Source organism: Bosea sp. 29B (assembly GCF_902506165.1).
In the GTDB taxonomy this organism is placed as follows: domain Bacteria; phylum Pseudomonadota; class Alphaproteobacteria; order Rhizobiales; family Beijerinckiaceae; genus Allobosea.
Genome location: NZ_LR733817.1, coordinates 1,418,776 through 1,442,313, shown reverse-complemented (window position 1 = coordinate 1,442,313; position 23,538 = coordinate 1,418,776). Strand labels below are relative to the sequence as shown.

Sequence of the window (23,538 nt, the reverse complement as noted above, 5' to 3'; positions counted from 1 at the left end):
AACCATGGCCAGCCACACCTTCTCCTGCATCGACGGCCACACCTGCGGCAATCCGGTTCGCCTGGTCTCGGGCGGCGGGCCCCGCCTCGAAGGCGCAACCATGCTGGAGAAGCGGGCGCACTTCCTGCGCGAGTTCGACTGGATCCGCACCGGGCTGATGTTCGAGCCGCGCGGGCACGACATGATGTCGGGCTCGATTCTCTATCCGCCGACACGGCCCGATTGCGACGTCGGCGTGCTGTTCATCGAGACCTCGGGCTGCCTGCCGATGTGCGGCCATGGCACGATCGGCACGATCACCATGGGCATCGAGAACGGGCTGATCACCCCGCGCGAGCCAGGCAGGCTCTCGATCGATGCGCCGGCCGGCAAGGTCGATATCAGCTATCGCCAGGAGGGCCGTTTCGTCGAGGAGGTCCGCCTGACCAATGTGCCGGGCTTCCTTTATGCGGAGGGGCTGACGGCCGAGGTCGAGGGGCTCGGCGAGATCGTCGTCGACGTCGCCTATGGCGGCAATTTCTATGCGATCGTCGAGCCGCAGAAGAATTTCCGGGACATGGCCGACCACACTGCCGGCGAGCTGGTCGGCTGGTCGCCGAAGCTGCGGGCGGCGCTAAACGCAAAGTACGAATTCGTCCATCCGGAGCACCCGGAGATCCGGGGCCTCTCCCACATCCAGTGGACCGGCAAGGCGACGCAGGACGGCGCCCATGCCCGCAACGCCGTGTTCTATGGCGAAAAGGCGATCGACCGCTCGCCCTGCGGCACCGGCACGTCGGCGCGGATGGCGCAGCTCGCCGCCAAGGGCAAGCTCGCGGTCGGTGACGAATTCGTGCACGAGTCGATCATCGGCTCGCTGTTCAAGGGCCGGGTCGAGGCGGCGACGACGGTGGCGAACCGCCCGGCGATCATCCCCTCGATCGCCGGCTGGGCCCGGATGACCGGCTACAACACCATCTTCATCGACGACCGCGATCCGTTCGCGCACGGCTTCGTGGTGAAATAGGCAGCTCCGCTGCGGCCGCGCGCTCGGCGAGGTTACGAGCATAGCGGCCGGGCGGCTGCCCGACATGGCGGCTGAAGGCCGTGCTGAAGGTGCTGGCTGAGCCATAGCCGACCCGCTCGGCGATCTCGGCGAGATCGATGTCGCGGCTGCGCAGCAGGTCCTTGGCCAGTGCCATCCGCCAGCCCAGCAGATATTCCATCGGCGGCACGCCGACATTGCGCGCGAAGCGCTCGAAGAAGGCCGAGCGCGACAGCGCGGCCTCCCGGGCGAGCCGGGCCATCGTCCAGGCGCGGGCCGGCTCGGCATGGATGCTACGGATCGCCTCGGCCAGCCTGACATCGCCGAGGCCGCGCAGCAGCCCCGCCGGCGCATCCGCCGCCTGCGTCAGCCGGAGCGCCTCGACCAGCAGGATCTCGACGAGACGGCCGAGCACCAGCTCCCGGCCCGGCCGCTGCGCGGCGGACTCCTCGGTGAGGAGCCGCACCAGGGTCGAGAGCCGGGGGATGTCGCGGATCTGGATCTGCGACGGCAGCAGCGAGACGAGCAGCCCGGCCTCGTCGACATCGAAGATGAAGTAGCCGCCAAGCAGGCGCACATTCGGCGGGCCGTTGGGATCGCCATGGCGCAGCTCGGTGTCGGGCGAGGGCGCGAGATCGGGCGTGATCAGCACCGGCGTCGCCGGCTCGAAGCCGGACAGGGTGAAGCCGGGCGTGGTCGGCAGCAGCACGAAATCGCCGGCTGCCAGGGTCAGGGCCTCCTCTCCGTCGACGGCGAGGCGGCAGCTGCCTTCGACGACCGCACAGAAGCTGGGATGGCCGAAATCGGCATAGCGCACGGCCCAGCGTCCGGCGCCGCTGATGCCCTTGGTGAACACCGCTTGTGGCCGCAGCAGGCTGATGCTCTCGGCGAGCGGATCGATCATGTCCGGACTATCTCAAATCAAATTTGGACTATCGATCGTAGATCGTCCTGAGCGCTGCTCGTATCACGGCGGCATCGAAACCAGCAAGGACATCATCATGAAGACGGTGCTGATCACCGGTTGCTCCTCGGGCTATGGCCTGGAGACCGCCCGCCATTTCCTCGCGCAGGGCTGGACCGTCGTCGCGACCATGCGCACGCCGCGCGAGGACATCCTGCCGCGCTCGCCGGCGCTGCGCATCCTCCCGCTCGACGTGACCGATGTGGACAGCATCGCGGCGGCGCTCGCGGAAGCCGGCCCGATCGACGCCCTCGTCAACAATGCCGGGATCGGCGTGGTCGGCGCCTTCGAGGCGACGCCGATGGAGCATATCCGCAAGGTCTTCGAGACCAACACCTTCGGGACGATGGCGATGTGCCAGGCGGTGATCCCGCAATTCCGGGCGCAGGGCTCCGGCGCGATCGTCAACGTCACCTCCAGCGTCACGCTGATCTCGATGCCGCTGGCGGCGGCCTATACGGCGAGCAAGCAGGCGATCGAGGGCTTCACCGGCTCGCTCGCTCACGAGCTCCGCCATTTCGGCATCAGGGCCAAGCTGGTCGAGCCGGGCTATGCGCCGACCACGCGCTTCACTGAGAACGCCGGCGTGCGCATCGAGGACCTGATCCCGGCGAGCTATGCCGCCTTCGCCGAGCCGATCTTCGCCACGTTTGCCAAGCCCGCCTTGACGACCAAGGAGAGCGATGTCGCAGAGGCCGTCTGGCAGGCGGCGAACGATCTGTCGGGCCGGCTCCACTTCCCGGCGGGCGCGGATGCAGTGGCGCTGGCGGAGATGGCCGGAGGCCGGCGCGGTTAGGCTGTTGGCGGTCGCCCCGCCCGGTCAGTCCGTCCGCAGCGACGCGCCCCTGGCCACCGCCGCATCGCGGGCGGCCAAGGTCGTTCGCGACGCCGCCAGGGCCTGGCGAGCCCATTCGCGCACGCCGAACTGCGCGGTGCGTTCGAGATGCGGAACCTCGACGCTGACCGGCAATTCGGCCGGGAGCTGGCTGAAAATGCCGACGAGGTCGATGCCGCCTTCGCCCGGCAGCAGGCGGGCCTGCCGGGCGGTGTGGATCAGGCCTTCGGTCGTGGCGGGGATCTCGGCCGGAGCGTCGCAGAGCTGGGCATAGCTCAGGCGTGCGGCCGGGATCGCGGCGATGTCGGCGAGCGTGGTCGTGGAGCGGCCGGTATGGAGCGCATCGACCAGCACGCGGCCATTGGGCTGGTCGGCAGCGGTGACGATGCGCAGTGCCGTGCTGGCGTCCGGAACCTTCGTCCAGGGCATGAATTCGAGATCGCCGGTGAGGCCATAGGGCGCCGCCGCCGCGCAGAAGGCTGCGAAGGAGGCGGTGAGGCGGCTCTCGTCGGGATCATCGCCTGCGACCAGCACGGCGCGGGCCTGCAGCGTGCCGCAGACCTCGAGGAAGGGCTTGATCGCCTCGACGGAGAAATCGGCGCCGAGCCGGATGATCTCGACATCGAAGACCGGCACGCCATCGGCGATGGCGCGCCGGGTCTCGGCCAGCAGCGTGGCGTCCTCGATCAGCGGGCTGGTGTCGCCGCCCGGCGCCGCCGGAAGCGCGCGCAGGCCGACGGCGTCATAGCCGAGCTCGGCGGCGAGCCGGACCGCATCGGGCGAGCTCAGTGGCACGGTAGTGAGATAGGCGAGCGACATCAGCGGCATGGTCGGCATCCTCTCAGGCCGGCGGCGAGATCGCGGTCGGCAGCGCGATCGTCGAGTACATCTCGCCGGTCAGCCATTCCGGCCCGCCCTTCGGCGGCCAGATGCCTTTGGCGACGGAGTCGGCGCGGACGGCGGCGCGCTGGTCGAGGCTGGAGAAGGGCCAGATGTGGGTGAAGCGCGGCGGCCCGTCGAGCGCATACATGGCGATGACGAGCGGCGAGAGTTCGACGCGCGCCGGTACAGCGGCCTGCCAGGCCGCAATCGTTGCCGGCACGCCGCCATGCTTCAGCATATAGGTACGGATTTCGTAGACGGCGCCGAGCTTGCCGGGCTGGACCGGCGGCAGGAAGGGGAAGGGCGCATAGCTGTCGAAGGCCAGTTTGGCGATGTCCTCGCCGGCGCCGAACGGATTGCCGCTGGCGAGCAGGCGCTGGCGCTCGGACAGCAATTCGGCCTCGTCGGTGAAGCCGCGCAGCAGGATGACCTGGTTGAGCGTGCCGATCTCGCTGGCCCAGCAGCCGAGCAGGCGGCCCTTCGCCTCCGGCGCCTTCAGTGCGGCGTCGATCGCGGCGACGACAGCTCCCGCCTTGCCGAGACGGACGGTGAGGGTAGCAATTTCATAGCGCATGGCAGCTCTCCGGGCGCGGGATCAGGAACGGTTGTTGGCGAGCGGGATGCCGCCGGCATGGTGGGCGGCGACGTAGCCGAAGGTCATGGCCGGGCCGAGGGTGATGCCCCCGGCCGGATAGCGGCCGGCCATCATGCTCGACATGTCGTTGCCGACCGCATAGAGGCCCGGGATCGGCGCATCATGGTCATCGAGCACGCGGCCCTGCGCATCCGTCTTCAGTCCGGCGAAGGTGCCGAGGCTGCCGGGCACGATCCTGACCGCATAGAACGGCCCCGGCCCGAGCGGCGCGACGCAAGGGTTCGGCCGGTTGTCGGCCGCGCCCTGGATGCGGTTGTAAGGCGTATCGCCGCGGCCGAATTCGGGGTCGCGGCCCTCGGCGGCGGCGGCGTTGTAGGTGTCGAGTGTTCGGGCCAGCCCAGCGGCATCGATGCCGCAGGCTGACGCAAGCTCGGCGATCGTCGCACCGCGCCTGAGATAGCCGTTGTTCAGCCAGGGCCGGATAAGGAAGGGGCGGGGCCGGACGCGGCCGAGCCCGTAACGGCGCAGGAAGGCGTGATCGCAAAGCAGCCAGGCCTCGGCCGGCTCGCCCGCAGGCGTCGCGGCAAAGAGCGCCTGCATCACGTCGTGATAGGAATCGGCCTCGTTGCAGAAGCGTCTGCCGTCGCCGCGCACCATCAGCGCACCTGGCTTGGCGCGCTCGACCAGATGCGGAAAGCGGCCGGGCTCGCCACCCGGCTTCGGCACCAGCGAGACCGGCGCCCAGGCGCCGGCATGCGCTAGATCGCTCCGGACACGCCCGCCTGCCGCCTCGCCGAGCCTGAGGCCGTCGCCGGTATTGCTGCAGGGCGCTGCCGACCAGTGCTCGCGGCCGGTCGGGGCATGCGGGAAGAGTGCCGACTTGCGGGCGAGATCATGCGGAAAGCCGCCGGTGGCGAGTATGACGCCGCGTCTCGCCTGGATTGTCTGGCGCTGGCCCGCGCGCTCGACGATCGCACCGGTTATACGCTCGCCCTCGCGCAGCAATTCCACCGCTGCGGTGTCCTTCAGCAGGGCAATGCCGAGATCATCCGCGGATTTGAGCAGGCGTGCGACCAGGGCATTGCCATTGACCAGATGCAGGCCACGGCCATGGCTGGCGCGATCAATGAAGTGGCGCACCAGCCGGCGCAGCACGTGCAGGAAGGAGGGAAGCTTGCGCGTCGCATTGAGGAAATGCTGGAGATCGGCGCCGGAGGCGATGTTCATGCCGAAGGGAGCGATTTCGGCCAGTGGCGGGCGCAGATCCCGCAGGCGCGCGCCAAGCTCGCGCCCGTCGAAGGGCTTGGCGCAGAGCGAGCGGCCGCCCGTGCCGGCGCCGGGTGTGTCGCCGTGGAAGTCCGGCATCAGGTTGCCGTCGACGAAGTCGAGCGCGCTCTCGCGCTGGAAGAAGTCAACCATGCGCGGCCCCTGCTCCAGCAGCATGGTGACGAAGGCCTCGTCATAACCCTCGCCGAGTTCATGGCGCAGATAGGTGCGGATCGTCTCCTCGTCCTCGTCGATCCCGGCGGCACGGGCGAGCGGATTGCGCGGCAGCCACATCCAGCCGCCGGACCAGGCGGTGGTGCCGCCGAAATGACGCTCCTTCTCGATCACGACGACGTCGAGGCCGAGCACGGCGGCAGTGACGGCGCTCGCCAGTCCGCCGGCGCCGGAGCCGATCACCAGCAGATCGCACGAGCTGGGCAGATCACTGCTCATTCCGCAGCACGCTCCGCTGCCGGCGTACGCTCCCCGAGCGCATGGCGGATCGCGCACCAGGCGAAGGTGATGGCCGGGCCGATGGTGATGCCGGGACCGGGATAGGTGCCGCCCATGATCGACTGCGCCTCGTTCCCGCAGGCATAGAGCCCGCCGATCGGCCGGTCGCCCTCGCCCAGCACCTGCCCGTTCTCGTCGATGACGAGCCCGGTTGCTGCGCCGATGTCGCCGGGCGTCAGTTTGACGGCGTAGAAGGGCGCGGTCGCGATCGGGCCGAGCGTCGGATTGGGTAGGCCCCGCGAGGCGTCGCCGTTGATACGGTGATAATCAGTGCTGCCGCGGCCGAACTCGGGATCGACGCCTTTGCGGACATGGTCGTTCATGCGGGCGATGGTGTCGGCGAGCGTCGCCGGTTCGATCGATAGCTTGCCGGCGAGTTCCGCCACGCTCGCGCCTTCGACGAGATAGCCGTCGGCGAGGAAGGGCCGGAGGTCACGCGTGCCCATCCTGACCATGCCGAGCCCATAGCGGCTTAAGGACTCGGCGTCGGTGATGATCCAGCAGGGAATGGTCGGGCGCGTCTGGTTCGCCTCGAACATGGCTCGGCTGAAGAGATGGTAGGAGGTGGATTCGTTGACGAAGCGCCGGCCGGTCTGGTCGACGCAGAGGGTGCCGGGCTTGCTGCGGTCGAGCACGAAATGCGGGAAGACGGCGGTGGTGCCGTCCGGCCGCGTCCGTGTCGAGACCGGCGCCCAATAAGCGTTGTCGCGGCTGCCCTCGCCGAAGCGGGCGCCGAGCTTGAGTGCCAGGTCCTGCATCGCACCGGTATGGCCGGGGGCAGCGGGGCTGAGCGCCGGCGTCGGGCTATGGAGCATGCCGGCGCGGCGCTGCGGATGGCGGTTGAAGCCGCCGGCGGCGAGCACGACGCCGAGGCCGGTCGCGATCGCGCGTGCCACGCCGCCCTGCTCGACAACGATGCCGGTTACGCCGTCGGGCCCGCTCTGCAGCTCAGTGATTGAGGCGTTGAGCAGGACGGTGCCGCCATGCTGCTTCAGGGTCAGCAGCAGGCTGCCGATCAGGGCGTTGCCCATGACAAGGCGAGTGCCGCGCTTGCCGCTCAGGCGGTCGAGCCCGTAGCGGCCGAGGATGGCGGCCGCGTGCTTGAAAGAGGCCCAGGAGGTCCTGAGCTTGAGCAGATGGCCGATATCGGTGCGGTCGATCATCATGCCGCCGAACAACGTGAATTCGGGGATCGGCGGGCGGATGCGGTGGAGATCGGCGCCGAGCCGGCGGCCATCGAACGGGATCGGCTCCAATGCGCGGCCGCGCAAGGTCGAGCCCTCGACATCCGATTCATAGTCGGGATGGGTGGCGTAGGGACGGAAATGCACCTCGCTGCGCTCTTCCAGCGTGGCGATCGCCTGCGGCCCCGCGCGCAGGAAGGCTTCGCGCAGCCGGGCCGAGGAATGATTGCCGACGACGCCATCGAGGAAGCGGGCGGCCTTCTCGAATGAATCGCCGGTCGCGACCTTCTCGGCATGCAGCGAGTTCGGGATCCAGGTCGTGGCTGCTGACAGGGCGCTGGTGCCGCCGACATGCTCGGTGCGCTCGACGACCAGCACCGAGAGGCCCTCCATCGCGGCGAAGACGGCGGCCGCCAGTCCTGCCGCTCCGGAACCGGCGACGATGACGTCGTAGGATGTCTGTTCCGGCAAGGCTGCCAGTGTCGTGAACACGATGGACCTCAGCCGATGCGCTCGCCTGCGAGCAGGAAGTCGACCATGGCGCTCTGCAGCGCCTGGTACATGTCGCTGCCGGTCGAGGTCTGGCAGCCGCGATTGCGGGCCGCCTCGATCAACGGCGAGACCACGGGAACGGTGATGACGCAGCCGACGAAGGTCTCGGGCGCGAGCTTGTCGACCTCGACCGGCAGCGGATCGCCCGGTTTCATGCCGGCGGGCGAGGCATTGGCGACGAGCTCGAACCCGGTCGGATCGGCGGAACCTACGCGGACCTTCGCACCGTTGCGGCCGTCGAGGCGGGCTATCAGCCGGTCGCGGCGCTCGGCGTCGGCATCGTGGATGGCGAGCTCGCGCACGCCGGCATCGACCAAAGCGAGTGCGATCGCCGAGCCGGCGCCGCCCGCGCCGACCAGCAGAGCGCGCTTGCCGGCGAGCTCGCCGCCATTGGCCTTGACCGCGCCGACGAAGCCGAGCCCGTCGACGATGTCGCCATGCCAGGCGCCATCCTTGCGCCGGCGCATGATGTTGACCGTGCCGAGGAAGTCGCCCCGCTCGGTCGCGCTGGCGCAATGGCGATGGCAGGCGAATTTGTGGGGGACGGTGACGATGATGCCGTCGCAGTTCGGCACATGGTCGAGTGCACCGAGGAAGGTGGAGAGATGCTCGGGCGCAACGCGCACGGGCGCGACGATGCCATCATGGCCGCGCGCGGCGAAGGCGGCGGTCATGCCAGCCGGCGACTTTACCTGCGCGATCGGCTCGCCGACGATGACATTGAGGCGCGTCGCGCCGGTGATGGTGATGCTCATGGTCATATCCTCCGGCAGCAGCAGTTTTTTGGTTGGCGCATTTTCTTCACGCGAACCGGTGCCCACTTCGCTCGAAAATGTTCTAGGCCGCGCGAGTGTCCTGGGTTTCGACGACGCCGAGAAGCCGTGCCTGCAAGGCTTCGTCATGCTCAAGCTGGGCGGCGTCGCCAGCGAAGGCGACCTGGCCGTTGACCAGCACATAGGCGCGGTCGACGATCGGCAGCACGAGCTCGGCATGGTGCTCGACGATGACCATGGCGACGCGGCCGCGCAGCTTCACCAGCGCCTCCATGACCTCGTTGACCACGGCGGGGGCCAGGCCCTCGAAGGGCTCGTCGAGCAGGACGAGCTTGCTCGGCACCATCAAGGCGCGAGCGATCGCGACCATCTGGCGCTCGCCGCCGGAGAGGTTCTCCGCCTTGGCCGCCTGGCGCGTCCTGAGGCGCGGGAACAGAGCGAAGGCCTCGTCCAGCGTGATGCCGCCCGGCCGCTGCGCCAGGAGCAGGTTCTCGGTGACGGTGAGGTTCGGGAAGAGCCGCCGCCCCTCCGGCACCAGCGAGATGCCGAGTCGATTGATCTCGAAGGGCCGGAGCTTGCGCAGGTCGGTGCCGGCGAAGCTGATCGAGCCTGCGTCGAGCGGCAGGCTGCCGGTCAGCGCGCGCAGCGTCGTGGTCTTGCCGACGCCGTTGCGGCCGAGCAGCGCCACCGCCTCGCCCTCGCGGATGGCAAGGTCGACGCCGGAGAGCACGGTGCTGCCACCATAGCCGACGGCGATGCCCTTGGCGTCGAGCAGCACCGGGCTCGTCGCACCCGCACGCCGCGCCACGGCTGGGGCGGACGCCCGCTCGCCATCCTTGGCGGCGCCGAGGTAGGCGGCGATGACCTCGGGATTGCGCGCGACCTCGGCCGGCTTGCCGTCGGCGATCATCCTGCCCTGATGCAGCACGGAGATGCGATCCGAGATCGCCAGCACCCGGTCGATGTCGTGCTCGATCAGCAGCACGGCATGGCGCTGGGCGAGCTTGCGGATGAGGTCGGCGACGACGATGCGGTCGGCCTCGGCGAGCCCCGCCAGCGGCTCGTCGAGCAGCAGCAGCTTGGCCTCGATCGCCAAGGTGACGCCGATCTCGAGCAGGCGCTTGGCGCCATGCGGCAGATCCTGGGCGAGCTCGGCGGCCTGGTCGGCGAGGCCGACGGCGTCGAGGATCGACCAGGTCCGGGTGTTGATCGCTGCGTCGGCATGGGCATCGCGCAGCAGGCCGCGGGCGCCGATCCGCTGTGCCTGCACGGCGATGCGGACATTCTCGAAGACGCTGAGGTTCGGGAAGATCGAGAGGATCTGGAAGGAGCGGCCCATGCCGAGCCGGGCGCGGGCATGCATCGGTAGGCGGGTGACTTCGTTCCCCTCGAAGAAGACCTCGCCGCTGGTGGGCGGCAGTACGCCGGTCAGCATGTTGTAGAAGGTGGTCTTGCCGGCGCCGTTGGGGCCGATGATCGAGTGCAGCACGAAGGGCTTGACCTGAAGGTCGATCTCCCTGGCTGTGACGAGGCTGCCGAACTGCTTGGAGAGCTTGCGCGTCTCCAGGATCGGCTTGTCGGGATCCATCTGCTGGGCGGCGCTGACATAGGGCTCGATCAGCGCCGGCCGCGGCGGGATGCTGTTGCGGGTCAGGGTCCAGCGCTGCTTGCCCAGGATGCGCTGCGCCAGGCCCTGGATGCCCTCCGGCGAGAGCAGCGCGAACAGGATCAGGACCGGGGCGAAGATCAGCCACCAGTTCTCGGTGATCGCCGAGAGCCGGTTTTCCAGGACGATGAAGGTGATCGCGCCCCAGAGCGGGCCGAGGAAATGATGCACGCCGCCGAGCACGGTCATCAGCAGCGCATCGCCCGCATGCTGCCAGCTCAGATTGTTGGCGTAGACGCCCTGCAGCAGGAAGGTCAGCAGCGCGCCGGAGAAGCCGACGAAGCCGGCCATGACGACGAAGGATCCGAGACGCAGCAGATAGACGTTGAAGCCGAGGCTGCGGGCGCGCTGCTCATTGTCGCGGACGGCCTGGAGCGCCCGGCCGAAGGGCGAATGCACCAGGCGCCAGAGCAGGCAGATGCCGGCGACGACGGCGGCCAGCACGAAGAGATGGAAGGAGAGGTCGCTGGGAAAGCTGGCGCGAGCGACGCCCTGCAAGCCGTTCTCGCCGCCGGTGACCGCCGTCCATTTGAAGGCGATCTCGAAGGCGATCTGCGAGCAGGCCAGGGTCAACAGCGAGAAGTAGAGGCCTTTACGGCGCAGGATCAGCGCTCCGAGCCCGAGGGCGAGCGCGAGCGAGAACAGCACGGCGAGCACGAGGCCGAAGACATCGTTGCTGATCCGCCCGAGCACGAAGAAGGCGGCGGCATAGCTGGCGCAGCCGAAGAAGACCGAGGCGCCGAAGGGGACGAGCCCGGTATAGCCAACGAGCAGGTTCACGCCCATGCCGTAGAGCGTATAGATCGCGATCTGGGTGATCAGCCCTATCGGCGCACCGAGGCCGAGCCAGAGCAGCGTCAGGCCGGACAGGACGAGCCCGGCCCAGAGGGCGGGATGCGCAAGGAAGCTGCGGACGTTCATTCGAAGCGCTCCCATTTTTCACCGAAGAGGCCACGGGGGCGCACGAGCAGGATCGCAGCCATCAGCACATACATCGCCGCCCCCGCCCATTCCGGCTGGAACTGGATGGTCATGGCGATGGTGATGCCGACCAGCAGGCCGGCGACGATCGCGCCGGCATAGGAGCCGAGCCCGCCGATCGTGACGATGACGAAGGCGGGCATGATCGCGCTCGCCGCCATCGTCGGCGTCACTGTCCATAGCGGCGCTGCGAGCAGTCCAGCCAGCCCGGCGAGCAGGCAGCCGATGCCGAAGACGAAGCTGAACACCACCGGCAGGTTGATGCCGAGCAGGCCGACCATCTCGGCATCGCGCGAGCCGGCCCGGATGATCCGGCCGAAGGGCGTGTAGGTCAGGAAGGCCCAGAAGGCGACGAGGGCGGCGACCGTCACCAGGAGCACGAACATCCGGTACTTGGTCAAAAGGACCGGCCCATATTCGACGAAGCCGGAGAGGAAGCGCGGCGCGCTGAACGGCAGCGGCGCCCCGCCGAAGATCAGGCGCAGCACCGCCTCGAAGAGCAGCGCCAGCGCAAAGGTCAGGATCAGCCCGAGCAGCGGCTCCTTGCCGTAGAGATGGCGGATCAGCACGATCTCGACCAGCATGCCGAGCGCGCCGGTGACGAAGGGTGCGAGCAGCGCCGCCCACCAGCCGAATTCGCGCGCCAGCACCAGGGCGACATAGGCGCCGAGCGCGAAGAAGGCGCCATGGGCGAAGTTCACGATGCCGAGCAGCCCGAAGATGATCGAGAGGCCGACGGCGATCAGGACATAGAGGAAGCCCAACACCAGGCCGTTCACGGCCTGGGACAGGATCATATCGAGCATGGCAGGCGCTCCTCGAACGGGCGCGGCGAGGGAAGAGGAAGGGACCGGCCGGCGCGTGGCTCGGCCGGTCCTTCATCCGGCTGGGCGGAGCGTCAGAGTGCGTCCATCTTGCAGGCGCTCTCGGCCTGCGAGCCGAAGGCCTTGTCGATATCTCCTTGCGTCTTCGGCAGTTCGGCCTTGATGTCGAAATAGTCCCATTTGTCGGTGATCTTCGGCTTGATGCCGGCGATCAGCAGGCGATTGACCATCTGGTGGTCGAAGTCGCGGTAGTGGACATCGAGGTCGCCGCGCTTGACCTGCCATTTTTCCAGCGCTGCGACGATCGCCGCCGGATCGGTCGATTTGGCGGCCTCGATCGCGTCGAGCAGGCTCTTCATGCCGAACCAGCCCATCCACGCCTTGTCGGCGGCGGGACGGTTGTATTTCTTCTCATAGGCCGCCGCCATCGCCTGTTCTTCCGGCGGATTGTTCGGGTTCTTGTAGTACCAGGTCAGGGTGTAGAGCCCGTCCGCAGCTTCCGGCCCGACGCCCCAGAGATCGGTGTTGCCCACCGAGATCTCGGCGAAGGGAATGCGCCCGCGCATGCCGAGCTCGTTCCACTGCTTCAGGAAGGTGGTGAGGTCGCTCGCCGCGACGCCGCCGATGACGACGTCGGGCTTGGCGGCGCGGATCTTCAGGATGAAGGAACTGTAGTCGGGCGTGCCGACCGGGACCTCGTCGGCGCCGACGATGGTGATGCCGTTCGCCTTGGCATAGGCCTCGAAGGCCTTCTTGATGTCCTGGCCGAAGGCGTAGGCGGCCGTCAGCAAATACCACTTCTTGCCGATCTCGCCGCAATAGGGGGCGAGCGCGCGGACATGCACCTCGACCGGCGGCTGCAGGCGGAAGGTGTACTTGTTGCAGGACTTGCCGGTGAGGTCGCCGGTGGCGGCGTTGGCGGCGATGTAAGGGATCTTGGCCTTCTTCGCCACGGCCGAGATGCCGAGCGCGAAAGAGCTCAGTGCGCCGCCGACCATGCCGACGACCTTGTGCTCGCCGACCAGGCGCTCGGCGTTCTGCTGGGCGCCCTGCGGGTTTGGCTCGTCGAGCCAGACGATCTCGGCGGGGCGGCCGAGCAGGCTGTTGTTGCGCTGCTCCAGCGCCAGCATTCCGCCTTGGGCGAGATATTCCGACTGGTCGACGATGCTGCCGGTCTTGGCCCAGAGCATGCCGATCTTGATCGGCTCGGCCGCGGCAGCGTTGCCGATATAGGGCATGCCGAGCCTGGCCGAGACGAGCCCGGTCGCGCCGAGCGAGCCTGCGCCGAGGAGAAGGCTCCGGCGCCTGATGGTGGAAATCCGCTGTGGCTTGTCTGCTTCGGTCACGACGTCCCTCCCTGCGTTGGCGTTCCCCGGAAGCCTTGTCTGGCTCCGATTGGCTGGCTCCGCGCTGCGGAGACGGCGGCGATCCTCTAGCACGACTGGAATAGAATTCCAGTCTTATTTTCAAAAATGGAATCTTGTTCCAGTTATCTTGACCGAAGCCCCCGCGGGCGGGATAAGGAGGGGCAATGCAGGAGGTCGGGCCATGGCGCCATTTTCAGTCGGGATCGTCGGGGCCGGAGCGATCGGCCGGCTGCATGCGGACGTGATCGCGGCGACGGATTTCGCGGCGGTCGCCGGCGTCGCCGACCCCACCGAAGCTGGCCGGGCCTATTGCGAGGAGCGCGGCCTGCGCTGGTTCCCGGACCATCAGGCCCTGATCGCGGCTGGTGGCGTCGAGGCGCTGATCGTCGCGACGCCGAACCAGACCCATCTGCCGATCGGGCTCGACGCGATCGCGCATGGGATTCCGGCGCTGATCGAGAAGCCGGTCGCGGTGACGGTGGCAGAGGGCGAGGAACTCGCGGCGGCCTCGGACCGAGCCGGCGTGCCGGTTCTCGTCGGCCATCACCGCCGTTACAATCCGATCATCGCCACGGCGCGCGAGACGGTGCAGGGCGGTGGTCTCGGGCGGCTGACCACGGCGACCGTGCTCTACACCTTCTACAAGCACGATGCCTATTTCGAGCTGGCCTGGCGGCGCGAGCCCGGTGGTGGGCCGGTGCTGATCAACCTGATCCACGAGATCGACCTGATCCGCTTCATCTGCGGCGAGATCGTCGGGGTGCAGGCCGTCACCTCCGACCGTGTCCGGGGCCTGCCGGTCGAGGATACCGCGGCGGTGCTGCTCGAACTCGCGAACGGGGCGCTGGTGACGGTCAGTCTGTCCGACACTGCGGTGACGCCGTGGAGCTGGGACTTGTCCTCTGGCGAATTGCCGAACTATCCGGCGCAGCCGGCGCCGGTGACCTCGCATTTCCTGTCGGGGACGGAAGGCTCGCTGACGCTGCCGGGGCTCGACCTCTGGCGCTATGACGGCGAGAAGAGCTGGTTTGCGCCGATCTCACGACAGGCGCTCCCGGTGACGCGCGAAAGCCCTTATCTGCGCCAGCTCAGCCACTTGCGCGATGTCGTGCGTGATGGCGCCAGGCCGCTGATCGACGCCGTCGATGCGACCCGCACGTTGCGGGCTACACTTGCCGTCCATGAAGCGGCACGCCAGAGACAACGCCAGGAACTCCATTATGGATAGGGCCATGGCGAAGAAGCTCGTCGCTGACACGGAAGAGGCCGAGGCCGATCAGGCTCCGAGCGGGTTGCTCGAGCGGACGCTGGGGGTGATCGAGCTCCTGGCGGCCCATGCGCACGGGCTGCCGCTCTACGAGATCGCCGAGCGGCTGAGCATTCCGCGCAGTGCGACACATCGCGTGCTGACCAGCCTGGTCGAGCGCGGCTATGTCCGGCAGGAGCGCCATCACGGCATGTACCAGCTCACGGCCAAGATCGCTTCGCTCGCCTTCAGCTTCCTCGCGGGTAGCGGCATCACCGATCTCGCCCAGCCGGTGCTCGACCAGCTGGCGCGCGAAACGGCCGAGCTGGTCCGTCTCGCTCTGATCGACGGGCGCGAGCTGATCTGGGTGGCGAAATCGCAGGGCTCGCCCTTCGGGCTGCGCTACGACCCCGATATGGGCCAGTCGGGCCGGCTTTCCTGCTCGGCCAGCGGCCATGCCTGGCTCTCCTGCCTGCCCGAGGAGGAGGCGCTCGCGATCGTCGAGCGCCAGGGCTACGGCTCGCGCGAGGAGTTCGGCCCGAAGGCGCCGCAGACGCCTGCGGCTTTACTCAAATACCTGCGCCAGGCGCGCAAGCGCGGCTTCAGCATGGTGAGCCAGACCTATTCGCCCTGGATGAGCGCGACGGCGGCGCCTATCCGCAGCGCCCAGAGCGGCGAGGTCATCGGCGCGCTGGTGATCGCCGGGCCGCATATCCGCCTGACCGAGGAGAAGATGCTGACCTTCTCGCCGATGCTGCTCAGCGCCGCCAGGGAACTGTCGCTGGCGCTGGGGGCGAGCCCGACGCTGGTCTCGCATCAGCCGCGGGGGCCCTTCTTCGGCTGAGGCCAATCTTCACAGGGACAAGCGAGAGAATGCAGCTGGCGGCCCACACCTTCGGTTTCGTCTGGCAGGAGGAGGCGGAGGCTGCGGTCGCGGCGCTGGCCCGCGCCGGCTTCCGCCGGATCCAGCTGATGGCGACGCCGCCGCATTTCGATCCATGGCGGGAAGACAAGGTCCGGACCGCAGCATTGCGCCAGCTTGTCGCCGACCACGCCCTTGAATTGCTGGCGGCGGACCTCGCCAGCAGCGATATCAACCTCGCCAGCGCCGCGCCCGAGGTCGTCGCCTTTTCGGTCGAGGCCTATCGCCGGCTGGCGCTGCGCTGTGCCGAACTGGGCGCCCCCCATGTCTGCGTCGGCTCCGGACGACGGCATGCGCTGCTCGCAAAGGCCAATGACCGGCTGATGCTGAGCTTCCGGCCGGCCTTTCGTCAGGTGGTGGAGGATGCGCGCCGGGCCGGAGTCGGCGTCATCCTGGAGAATCATCCGCAGGGCCTGCTCGACAGCGCCGCGACGATCATGCGCTTCCTCGACGAGGAGGGCTATGACGACATCAAGGTGATCTATGACGTCGCCAACGGCTTTGCGATCGGCGAGGATCCGGCGCAGGGCCTGCGCCGGCTCGCAGGACGCATCGGCATCGTCCACCTCTCCGACAGTCCGGCCGGCCAATGGCGGCACGACTCGATCGGCAGCGGCGCCATCGATTTTTCCGCGATCAGGCACGAGCTGGAGCGTCAGGGCTATGCCGGGCCGGTGGCGCTGGAGATCCTGTCGGAGGCGCCACTCGCCGGGCTGCTCGATGGCGTCGCGCGGCTGGTGGCGCAAGGCTGGCGCTTCGAGGGAGCGTTGCCGAACGCTGCCGAGCTCGGCGGTCGCGATGCAGACTGAGCGCACGGCACCTGTCGCAAATTCATTTGAACGCGGCGTGACAGCGATCCTATCCTCGCTGCCATGAGGCTGCCGCCGGGCGTTGCGCACCATATTGCGACGGTGTCCGGTCATGAGCCGCCAGGGAAACGCATCATGGGATCGATGGAAGGCGAGGGAGGACGGCTATTCTTCCGCTCCGAGACCTTCGACACGCAGAAATTCGAGCGCCGCCGGCCGTCGGACAGGACGGTCGCGGAACCAGCGCGCACGCTGCCCGTCCATACCGAGTGCGACGTGCTGGTCGTCGGCGGCGGGCCGGCCGGCACAGCGGCTGCCGTGGCGGCGGCGCGACTCGGTGCTGATGTCGTGCTGCTCGAGCGCTACAACCATCTCGGCGGGCTCTCGACCGGTGGCCTCGTCATCTGGATCGACCGGATGAGCGACTGGCAGGGCCGCCACGTCATCCGCGGCTTCGCCGAGGAAGTGCTGTCGCGCCTGACCCGCGACAAGATCGCCGGGCCGGAGCCGGCGGAGTGGGGCTCGCATGATCCCGAGCGCGTGGCGTATTGGGGCCAGCGCAACGCCGCCTTCAACGGCACGGTGACGCATGCGCCGACGCTCGATCCGGAATGGCTCAAGGCGGAATCGCTGGCCATGATCCTGGAGGCCGGCGTCCATCCGATCTTCCATGGCTGGGGCGCAAGCCCGATCATGGACGGGCGCCGCGTCGCCGGCTGCGCCTTCGAGAGCAAGGAGGGGCGGCGCGCCATCCTCGCGCGGGTGACGGTCGATGCCACCGGCGACGGCGATCTCTATGCCGGCGCTGGCTCGGCCTACGACACCGAGGTTGATACCCGCGACATCCATGGCTGCATGAACACCTCCTGGCTGTTCGGCGGCGTCGACATGAAGGCATTCCTGCGTTTCCGGGCAGAGACGCCGGAGCAGTTCACGCAGTTCATGGCGCAGGGGCGCGAGGCGCTCGGCTTCTTCGACAAGCCCTCGGTGTCCTGGCGCGACGACATCGCCGTCTTCATGGGGCCGCGCTTCGCCGGCTATTCGGCGCTCAAGGTCGAGGACCTCTCGGAGGTCGAGATCAGGAGCCATCGGCTGATGCTGGAGCATCTTGCCTTCTACCGCGCCCATGCGCCCGGGTTCTCCGGCGCCTTTATCATGCTGTCGGGCTCGCAGCTCGGCGTACGGCATGGCCGGCGGCTCGCGGGGCGCGGCAAGCTCACGCGCGAAAACTGGGACGGCGTCGTGGCGCAAGACGAGATCGGCGTCTCGCCCTCGCTTTCGCCGAAATTCCAGAACATCTCGGTGCCCTATGGCGCGATCGTGCCGCGCGAGGTCGACGGATTGCTGGCGCCCGGCCGGCATCTCTCCTGCGACGCCACTAGCCATTCCTTCATGCGCGAGATCCCGCAATGTTGGCTGACCGGCCAGGCGGCCGGCATCGCCGCGGCCATCGCCGCCGACCGGGGGCTGGCGCCGAGCGAGGTGCCGATCGCCGATCTCAGGGCCGCGCTCAAAGTCCAGGGCGCCTATCTCAACGAGGCCCCCGCGATGGCTGAAGGATGAGCATGCATCCGTCGCGCGGTTGACGAGAGCTCATGAGCAGGCCGAAGAAGCTTGTCGGGGATCAATGGGAAGGCGGCGGCAAGCCGTCTCCAAGGGAGGATCAAGAATGTCGTTTGGATTTGCCCGCTGGCGCAGCGCTTGTGCCGCCCTGGTCTTCGGCCTTGCCGGGGTCTCGTCTGCCTTGGCGCAGGCGCCGGCGCTGAAGCCGCTTGACTCGCCGCAGCCGGTGCGCGTCGCCTATGTGCCGATCACCAAGTTCGCGACCGCCTATGTCGCGGAAGCGCGCGGGCTCTTCAAGAAATACGGGCTCGACGTCAAGCTCGACAGCGTCAAGTCCGGCACCGAGGCGATCGCCTTCCTCGACAAGGGCTCGGTCGATATCGGCGGCATCGCGATCGTCGCCTCGCTCTGGTCGGCCTGGAATCGCGGGCTCGACATAAGGGTGATCGCGCCCGGCGCGCTCGACCCGATGACGGACGGGCCGACCAAGCTGATCGTCCGCACGGACCTGATCGAGAGCGGCGCGGTCAAGAGCGTCGCCGACCTCAAGGGCAAGCGCATCGCCGCGGCTGGCGGGCCGGGCAGCGGCGGCGAGTATTTCGTCAGCAAGGCGCTGGAGAGCGCCAAGGTCAGCCTGCGCGACGTGCAACTGCTCAATGTCGGCAATGCCGACATGCCGGCGGCGATGGAGGGCAAATCGGTCGATGCGGTGCTGACCTCCTCGCCCTATTCCGACCAGATCCTCAAGGCCGGCACCGGCAAGCTCCTGGTGCAGGACATCACGCCCGGGCTGATGACCGTCGCCTTCGTCGCTTCCGGCAAGTTCCTCAAGGAGCGGCCGGAGGTGGCCGAGCGCTTCGTGCTGGCGATGACCGAGGCGGCCCGGCTGATGCAGGGCGCAGATTATCTCTCGCAGGCCAATATGGACGCCTATCTCAAGTTCACGCCCTCGACCGCGGAGGCGATCAAGGGCGGTGGCGCCATCGTCTTCGATCCGAACATGGCGATCCCGACCTCTGGCCTCGCCGATATCGAGCGCGTCCATCGCGAGAACGGCCGCACCGAATACGAGAAGCCGCTCGACATGGCCAAGGTCGTCGACGAGCGCTTCGTCAGCAAGGCGATCGAGACCCTCGGCAAGGCCGCTCCCGCCAAGTGAGGAGGGGCTCAACGTCAGCCCGGAGGGTGATGCGATGATGCTGGCCATGCAGGCCGTGGCCGCGCCGAAGATCGGCGCGCGCAACGTCAGCAAGCATTATCCGACGGCGGACGGGGTCATGGTCGCGCTCGAGGATTTCTCGCTCGACGTCGCCGATGGCGAATTCGTCTGCATCGTCGGCCCGTCCGGCTGCGGCAAGTCGACCTTCCTGCGCATGGTCGCGGGGCTGGAATCGATCTCGCAGGGCGCGATCGCGATCCGGCCCGGCGCAGATGCGAACAAGCCGCTGAACAGCGTTGTCTTCCAGGAATATGCGATCTTCCCCTGGAAGACGCTGGCCGACAACGTCGCCTTCGGCCTGCAGATGCGCGGCATCGGCTGCAAGCAAAGGCTCGACACCGCCCGTTTCTGGCTCGACCGCGTCGGCCTCTCGAAGTTCGCCGATTATTACCCGCACCAGATCTCCGGCGGGATGAAGCAGCGCGTCAGCATCGTCAGGGCGCTCGCCAACGATCCCGAAGTGCTGCTGATGGACGAGCCGCTCGGCGCGCTCGACGCCCAGACCCGCGTCGTCATCCAGGAGGAATTGCTGCGGATCTGGGAGGAGACGCGCAAGACCGTGCTCTACATCACCCATAGCCTCGACGAGGCCGTGCTGCTCGGCGACCGCGTCATCCTGATGAGCGCCCAGCCAGGCAGGCATCTTGCGACCTTCAGGATCGATCTGCCGCGCCCGCGCAGCATCGCGACGACCAACCTGCCGGCCTTCGCCGAATACCGCGCCGCGATCTGGGAGAAGCTCAGCGCCGAGGTGACGCGGGCGATGGAGGCGCGGCCATGACCGTCACCTCCGCCAACGAGACCGGGACGGGTCGTGAGACAACGGCCCGCGCGATGGGCGGCAGCAACGACAAGCGCGCCCTCGTGCTGCTCGTCGCCGGTGGCCTCGCGGCCCATGCGCTGCTCGCCATCCTCGGCCTGTGGCGGGATTTCGCCTGGCCGGTGATCGGCCTCAGCTTCATCCTGCTGGTGCTGATCGGCGAACGCGTCGGCCGGATCGTGCCGGTGCGGGGCAGGGGCATCTATGAGCGCACGCTCGCCTTCGGCTTTCCGGCGCTGGTGCTGCTCACCTGGCAGCTCGCCGGCGATTACGGCCTGCTCAACACCACCTGGTTTCCGCAGCCCTCGCGCATTGCGGCCGGGCTCTGGGACCTGACGGTGCGCTATGACCGCTTCTCCGGCACAAGCCTCCTCGGCCGGCCCTGGCTGATCCCGGAGGTCTATGCCGCCGATGGCATGGCCGGGGTCTGGAAGCTGCTGTCCGAGAGCCACCTGCTGGCGACGGTTGGGCGGGTGCTCGGCGGCTTTATCCTGGGGGCGGTGCCGGGCGTGTTGCTCGGCGTCGTCATGGGCATGAACCAGACGGTGCGCCTGATGCTCGATACGACGCTGTCGGCGATCTATGTCCTGCCGAAGATCGCGATTTTCCCGATCGTGATGCTGATGTTCGCCGACCCCTTCGGCGAAGCCCCGAAGATCGTTGTGGTCGCGCTCGCGGTCTTCATCCTGATGGCGATCAACACGATGGCGGGCGTCCGCGGCATCGACAACGTCTACCTGATGGCCGGGCGCAATTACGGCGCGCGCGGCTGGTCGATGCTGCGCCATGTCATCCTGCCCGGCGCCATGCCGGTGATCTTCGCCGGCCTGCGCATCGCGCTGGGAACGGCGATGATCGTGATCATCTCGGTCGAGTTCGTGCGGGCCAAGCAAGGCGTCGGCTACATCACCTTCTACTACTGGGAGGTGCTCAACCCCGAGAAGATGTATGCCGGCCTCGTCGTGGTGATGGCGCTCGGCGTGCTGCTGACCTACGGCCTGCAATGGCTGCAGCGCCGGCTGATGCCCTGGCAGCGCTGAGGCGTCGGTCGGCAGCTCAATCCAGCAACGGGCTGAACTGGTCGAGCGAGGAGCTGCGGGAGGCTCGGCCGCCCGTCCCGCGGCCGGCCGGCACCGTGATTACGTAACGCTCTGTCATCTTCAGGATATGAGTCGAGATCGCCTCGATGGCTCCGGGAAGGTCGCTTCTTTCGAGCTTGTCGATGATCGCAAAGTGCTCCGCGCTGGCCTCGTTACGGATAGTGCCGGTGGAATTATGCGAACGAATCGCTGCCACCTTCCCCGACACCAGCCGATAGGCATCGATCAGATAGCTGTTACCGCTGTTCTCGATCAGAGCCTTGTGAAAATCGGTGTCGGCATTGGCACTGCCGGAATGATTGTCGGCCAGGATCGCCTCCTGCATCCTGCGGGCGGCGGCCGTCATGGCGGCGAGGGTGTCGCTTCGCTTGCGGACCATGGCCAGGCTCAGCGCTTCGGTCTCGATCATGCGGCGGAATTCGCAGAGGCTCTCGATATCTTCCCGCGTCGGCAGGAAGACGAAGCTGCCGCGCTGCGGCCGGATATCGATCAGGCCCTCCTGCTCCAGCGCCGTCAGCGCCTCGTGGACCGGGCTGCGGCTGACCCCGAGCCTGGAGGCGAGCTTGTCCTCCGACAAGGCGTCGCCGAGCTCGACCTCGCCGTCGAGAATGGCCCGGCGCAATCGCTCGGTGACGCGCGCCGTCAACAGCCCTCGTGGCCTTGAATCCACTGTGATGGACCTCCTCGACCTTAACCGGACGCCAAGCTTGCATCGAACGAGGCGAGCCGTATCCGCAACCGTGCATTGTCAGTCAGAAGAGCGGTCTTCTGGCAGGCGGCTTTCTGTCAAGTTGCAAGTGATCACGTCACAAGTGAATCGAGGAACGCCCGCGTCGCCTGCATCCCCCGCTTTGCCTTCTCCGTAAAGCTCAACCCCGCGACGCTCGCATGCGGGGTCTCGACGCTGATCCAGATGTCGCGCGGGAGCTGCGCCATCAGCTCCTTCAACCAGAGATCGCCCTCGCCCGGCAGCAACCTCGCGCCGCGTGCCTCGGCGATGGCGTCCGCATCGCTGGCGGGCTGCGCTGCCGGCGCGTCGCAGAGCTGGAGATAGAGCATGAGCTCCCCAGGCAGCGCCGCGACGCTGGCCGGGCTACCGCCCGAGCGCGAGAGGTGCAGCGTGTCCAGGAGGATACCGACATTGTCGCGGCCGGAGGCCTTCGCCAGATCAGCGGCGTCCTCGATCGTCGCGGCCGCGCGCCAGCGCATGAACTCGATCGCCATCTTGATGCCGTGCCGGGCAGCGGCATCTGCGATCCGTCCGAGATTGTCGGCGGCGCGCGATCTCTCGGGATCTTCCGAGGTGATCTGCATGATCGGCATGCCGAACTCGGCCGCAGTCTCGATCACCGGCAGCCAGGCCTCGACATCGGTCTGCGGCAGCAAGGTGAAGACCTCGCCGTCGAGGAAGCTGACGCCGAGATCGGCGGCCGCGGTTTTGATCTGCCGGATAAGTATCTTGTCGCCGACGATCGGGTGGGCGAGCTCTAGGCCATGCGGCGCGATCAGCCTGAGGCCGGCGGCGTCGTATCCGGCCGCGGCGGCGGCCCGCACTTGCTCGACCGGCGGGCAGCCAAAGACAGTCAGATAGGCGAGCGAAAGGGGGTAGCGTTGGTGCACGGCGAGGTCCTCAATAGGTCGCGCGGCCGCCGGAAATGTCGAAGACCGCGCCCGTCGAGAACGAGCACTCCTCCGAGGCGAGCCAGCCGACCAGTGCCGCGACCTCTTCCGCCCGGCCGAGCCGACCCATCGGGATCTTGGCGGTGACGAAGGCTTTGAACTCCGGCGTCAGCTGGTTGAGCATCTCGGTCTCGATCGCGGCAGGCGTCACGCAGTTCACCACGATCGGCGTCGTAGCCAGCTCCTTGCCGATCGACTTGGTCAGGCCGATCACGCCGGCCTTCGAGGCGGAATAGGCGACCGCGTTCGGGTTGCCCTCCTTGCCGGCGATCGAGGCGAGATTGACGATGCGGCCATAACCGGTCTTCAGCATCTCGCGCACCGCCGCCTGGCAGCAATGGAAGACGGCATCGAGGTTGAGCGCCATGACGAAGCGCCAGCCCTCGACCGGATACTCCGCGAACGGGGCGAGCGGGCCGTTATGACCGGCGCAGGTGACGAGGATGCCGAGCGGGCCGAGATCGGCCACGACCTTTTCGGTGGCGGCAGCGACCGCTGCAGCATCGGTGACGTCGACCTTGTAGCCCTTCGCGTTCGGCAGCTTTGCCGCGGCCTGCTGGGCGCGGCCGGCATCGATGTCCCAGATCGCGACCTTGTGGCCCTTGGCGGCGAGTCGCTCGGCGATCGGAAAGCCCAATCCGCCTGCGCCCCCGGTCACGATCGCGACCCGAGCCGTTTCCGCTGCCTGCATGTCTTCCTCCCGGTTGGATCGCCTCGCGATTAACCGCTTGACTCATCCAACATACTAACATT

At 67.9% G+C, this 23,538-nt stretch carries 21 protein-coding genes; 9 read left to right on the top strand and 12 right to left on the bottom strand.

The window, feature by feature from the left end:
- Positions 1–4 precede the first annotated feature (4 nt).
- A complete protein-coding gene (locus GV161_RS07050) occupies positions 5–1,006 on the top strand; it encodes a 4-hydroxyproline epimerase (protein WP_152015382.1) in 1,002 nt (333 codons plus the stop codon).
- Here GV161_RS07050 and GV161_RS07045 read toward each other — a convergent pair.
- The gene (locus tag GV161_RS07045; protein WP_152015383.1) at positions 960–1,928 is read right to left on the bottom strand and encodes an AraC family transcriptional regulator; all 969 of its coding nucleotides are present in this window, start codon (positions 1,926–1,928) and stop codon (positions 960–962) included. The two genes, GV161_RS07050 and GV161_RS07045, sit on opposite strands and share 47 nt — an antisense overlap.
- A 97-nt stretch (positions 1,929–2,025) precedes the next feature.
- Here GV161_RS07045 and GV161_RS07040 point away from each other — a divergent pair, with 97 nt between their 5' ends.
- The gene (locus GV161_RS07040; protein WP_152015384.1) at positions 2,026–2,784 is read left to right on the top strand and encodes an SDR family oxidoreductase; all 759 of its coding nucleotides are present in this window, start codon (positions 2,026–2,028) and stop codon (positions 2,782–2,784) included.
- Between the two features lie 24 nt (positions 2,785–2,808).
- Here the strand turns inward: GV161_RS07040 and GV161_RS07035 are convergent, their stop codons facing one another.
- From GV161_RS07035 to GV161_RS07000, 8 genes are all read right to left on the bottom strand, one after another.
- On the bottom strand, positions 2,809–3,651 hold the full coding sequence (locus GV161_RS07035) for a TIM barrel protein (protein ID WP_152015385.1): 843 nt from the start codon (positions 3,649–3,651) through the stop codon (positions 2,809–2,811).
- A 13-nt stretch (positions 3,652–3,664) separates the two neighbouring features.
- Complete coding sequence (locus tag GV161_RS07030; protein ID WP_152015386.1) at positions 3,665–4,279, bottom strand: NIPSNAP family protein; 615 nt, start codon at positions 4,277–4,279, stop codon at positions 3,665–3,667.
- Positions 4,280–4,300: 21 nt separating this feature from the next.
- Positions 4,301–6,019, bottom strand: a complete 1,719-nt coding sequence (locus GV161_RS07025) for an FAD-dependent oxidoreductase (RefSeq protein ID WP_152015387.1) — start codon at positions 6,017–6,019, stop codon at positions 4,301–4,303.
- The gene (locus tag GV161_RS07020) at positions 6,016–7,755 is read right to left on the bottom strand and encodes an FAD-dependent oxidoreductase (protein WP_152015388.1); all 1,740 of its coding nucleotides are present in this window, start codon (positions 7,753–7,755) and stop codon (positions 6,016–6,018) included. The genes GV161_RS07025 and GV161_RS07020 overlap by 4 nt, the downstream gene beginning before the upstream one ends.
- Before the next feature lie 8 nt (positions 7,756–7,763).
- Positions 7,764–8,570 (bottom strand): shikimate dehydrogenase, encoded by an 807-nt coding sequence (locus GV161_RS07015; RefSeq protein ID WP_152015389.1) that lies wholly within the window; start codon positions 8,568–8,570, stop codon positions 7,764–7,766.
- An 82-nt stretch (positions 8,571–8,652) separates the two neighbouring features.
- The gene (locus tag GV161_RS07010) at positions 8,653–11,175 is read right to left on the bottom strand and encodes a branched-chain amino acid ABC transporter ATP-binding protein/permease (RefSeq protein WP_152015390.1); all 2,523 of its coding nucleotides are present in this window, start codon (positions 11,173–11,175) and stop codon (positions 8,653–8,655) included.
- Positions 11,172–12,041, bottom strand: coding sequence for a branched-chain amino acid ABC transporter permease (locus GV161_RS07005; protein ID WP_152015391.1), 870 nt, complete (start codon positions 12,039–12,041; stop codon positions 11,172–11,174). Before GV161_RS07005 ends, GV161_RS07010 begins: the two co-directional genes overlap by 4 nt.
- A gap of 92 nt (positions 12,042–12,133) precedes the next feature.
- Positions 12,134–13,405, bottom strand: coding sequence for an ABC transporter substrate-binding protein (locus tag GV161_RS07000; RefSeq protein WP_152015392.1), 1,272 nt, complete (start codon positions 13,403–13,405; stop codon positions 12,134–12,136).
- 202 nt (positions 13,406–13,607) lie between these two features.
- Between GV161_RS07000 and GV161_RS06995 the strand changes: the two genes are divergently transcribed.
- The 7 genes from GV161_RS06995 to GV161_RS06965 all read left to right on the top strand — a co-directional run bounded on the left by GV161_RS06995 (position 13,608) and on the right by GV161_RS06965 (position 21,045).
- Positions 13,608–14,654, top strand: a complete 1,047-nt coding sequence (locus tag GV161_RS06995) for a Gfo/Idh/MocA family oxidoreductase (protein ID WP_152015393.1) — start codon at positions 13,608–13,610, stop codon at positions 14,652–14,654.
- A 4-nt stretch (positions 14,655–14,658) separates the two neighbouring features.
- Entirely contained in the window at positions 14,659–15,516 is an 858-nt protein-coding gene (locus tag GV161_RS06990) for an IclR family transcriptional regulator (protein ID WP_091837826.1), read from the top strand.
- A 29-nt stretch (positions 15,517–15,545) separates the two neighbouring features.
- Positions 15,546–16,403: a sugar phosphate isomerase/epimerase family protein gene (locus GV161_RS06985; RefSeq protein ID WP_152015394.1), complete on the top strand. Its 858-nt coding sequence runs from the start codon at positions 15,546–15,548 to the stop codon at positions 16,401–16,403.
- Between the two features lie 135 nt (positions 16,404–16,538).
- The gene (locus tag GV161_RS06980) at positions 16,539–17,966 is read left to right on the top strand and encodes an FAD-dependent oxidoreductase (protein ID WP_152015395.1); all 1,428 of its coding nucleotides are present in this window, start codon (positions 16,539–16,541) and stop codon (positions 17,964–17,966) included.
- A 106-nt stretch (positions 17,967–18,072) separates the two neighbouring features.
- Entirely contained in the window at positions 18,073–19,125 is a 1,053-nt protein-coding gene (locus GV161_RS06975; protein WP_159650185.1) for an ABC transporter substrate-binding protein, read from the top strand.
- A gap of 34 nt (positions 19,126–19,159) precedes the next feature.
- Positions 19,160–19,966 (top strand): ABC transporter ATP-binding protein, encoded by an 807-nt coding sequence (locus GV161_RS06970; RefSeq protein WP_244624145.1) that lies wholly within the window; start codon positions 19,160–19,162, stop codon positions 19,964–19,966.
- Entirely contained in the window at positions 19,963–21,045 is a 1,083-nt protein-coding gene (locus GV161_RS06965) for an ABC transporter permease (RefSeq protein ID WP_152015397.1), read from the top strand. The genes GV161_RS06970 and GV161_RS06965 overlap by 4 nt, the downstream gene beginning before the upstream one ends.
- 16 nt (positions 21,046–21,061) lie before the next feature.
- Here the strand turns inward: GV161_RS06965 and GV161_RS06960 are convergent, their stop codons facing one another.
- The 3 genes from GV161_RS06960 to GV161_RS06950 all read right to left on the bottom strand — a co-directional run bounded on the left by GV161_RS06960 (position 21,062) and on the right by GV161_RS06950 (position 23,476).
- Complete coding sequence (locus tag GV161_RS06960; protein WP_152015398.1) at positions 21,062–21,751, bottom strand: GntR family transcriptional regulator; 690 nt, start codon at positions 21,749–21,751, stop codon at positions 21,062–21,064.
- A 155-nt stretch (positions 21,752–21,906) separates the two neighbouring features.
- The gene (locus GV161_RS06955; protein WP_159650184.1) at positions 21,907–22,725 is read right to left on the bottom strand and encodes a sugar phosphate isomerase/epimerase family protein; all 819 of its coding nucleotides are present in this window, start codon (positions 22,723–22,725) and stop codon (positions 21,907–21,909) included.
- A gap of 10 nt (positions 22,726–22,735) precedes the next feature.
- Positions 22,736–23,476 carry an SDR family NAD(P)-dependent oxidoreductase gene (locus tag GV161_RS06950; RefSeq protein WP_152015400.1) on the bottom strand — a complete coding sequence of 247 codons (741 nt, stop codon included), beginning with the start codon at positions 23,474–23,476 and terminating at the stop codon, positions 22,736–22,738.
- Positions 23,477–23,538: the final 62 nt, after the last annotated feature.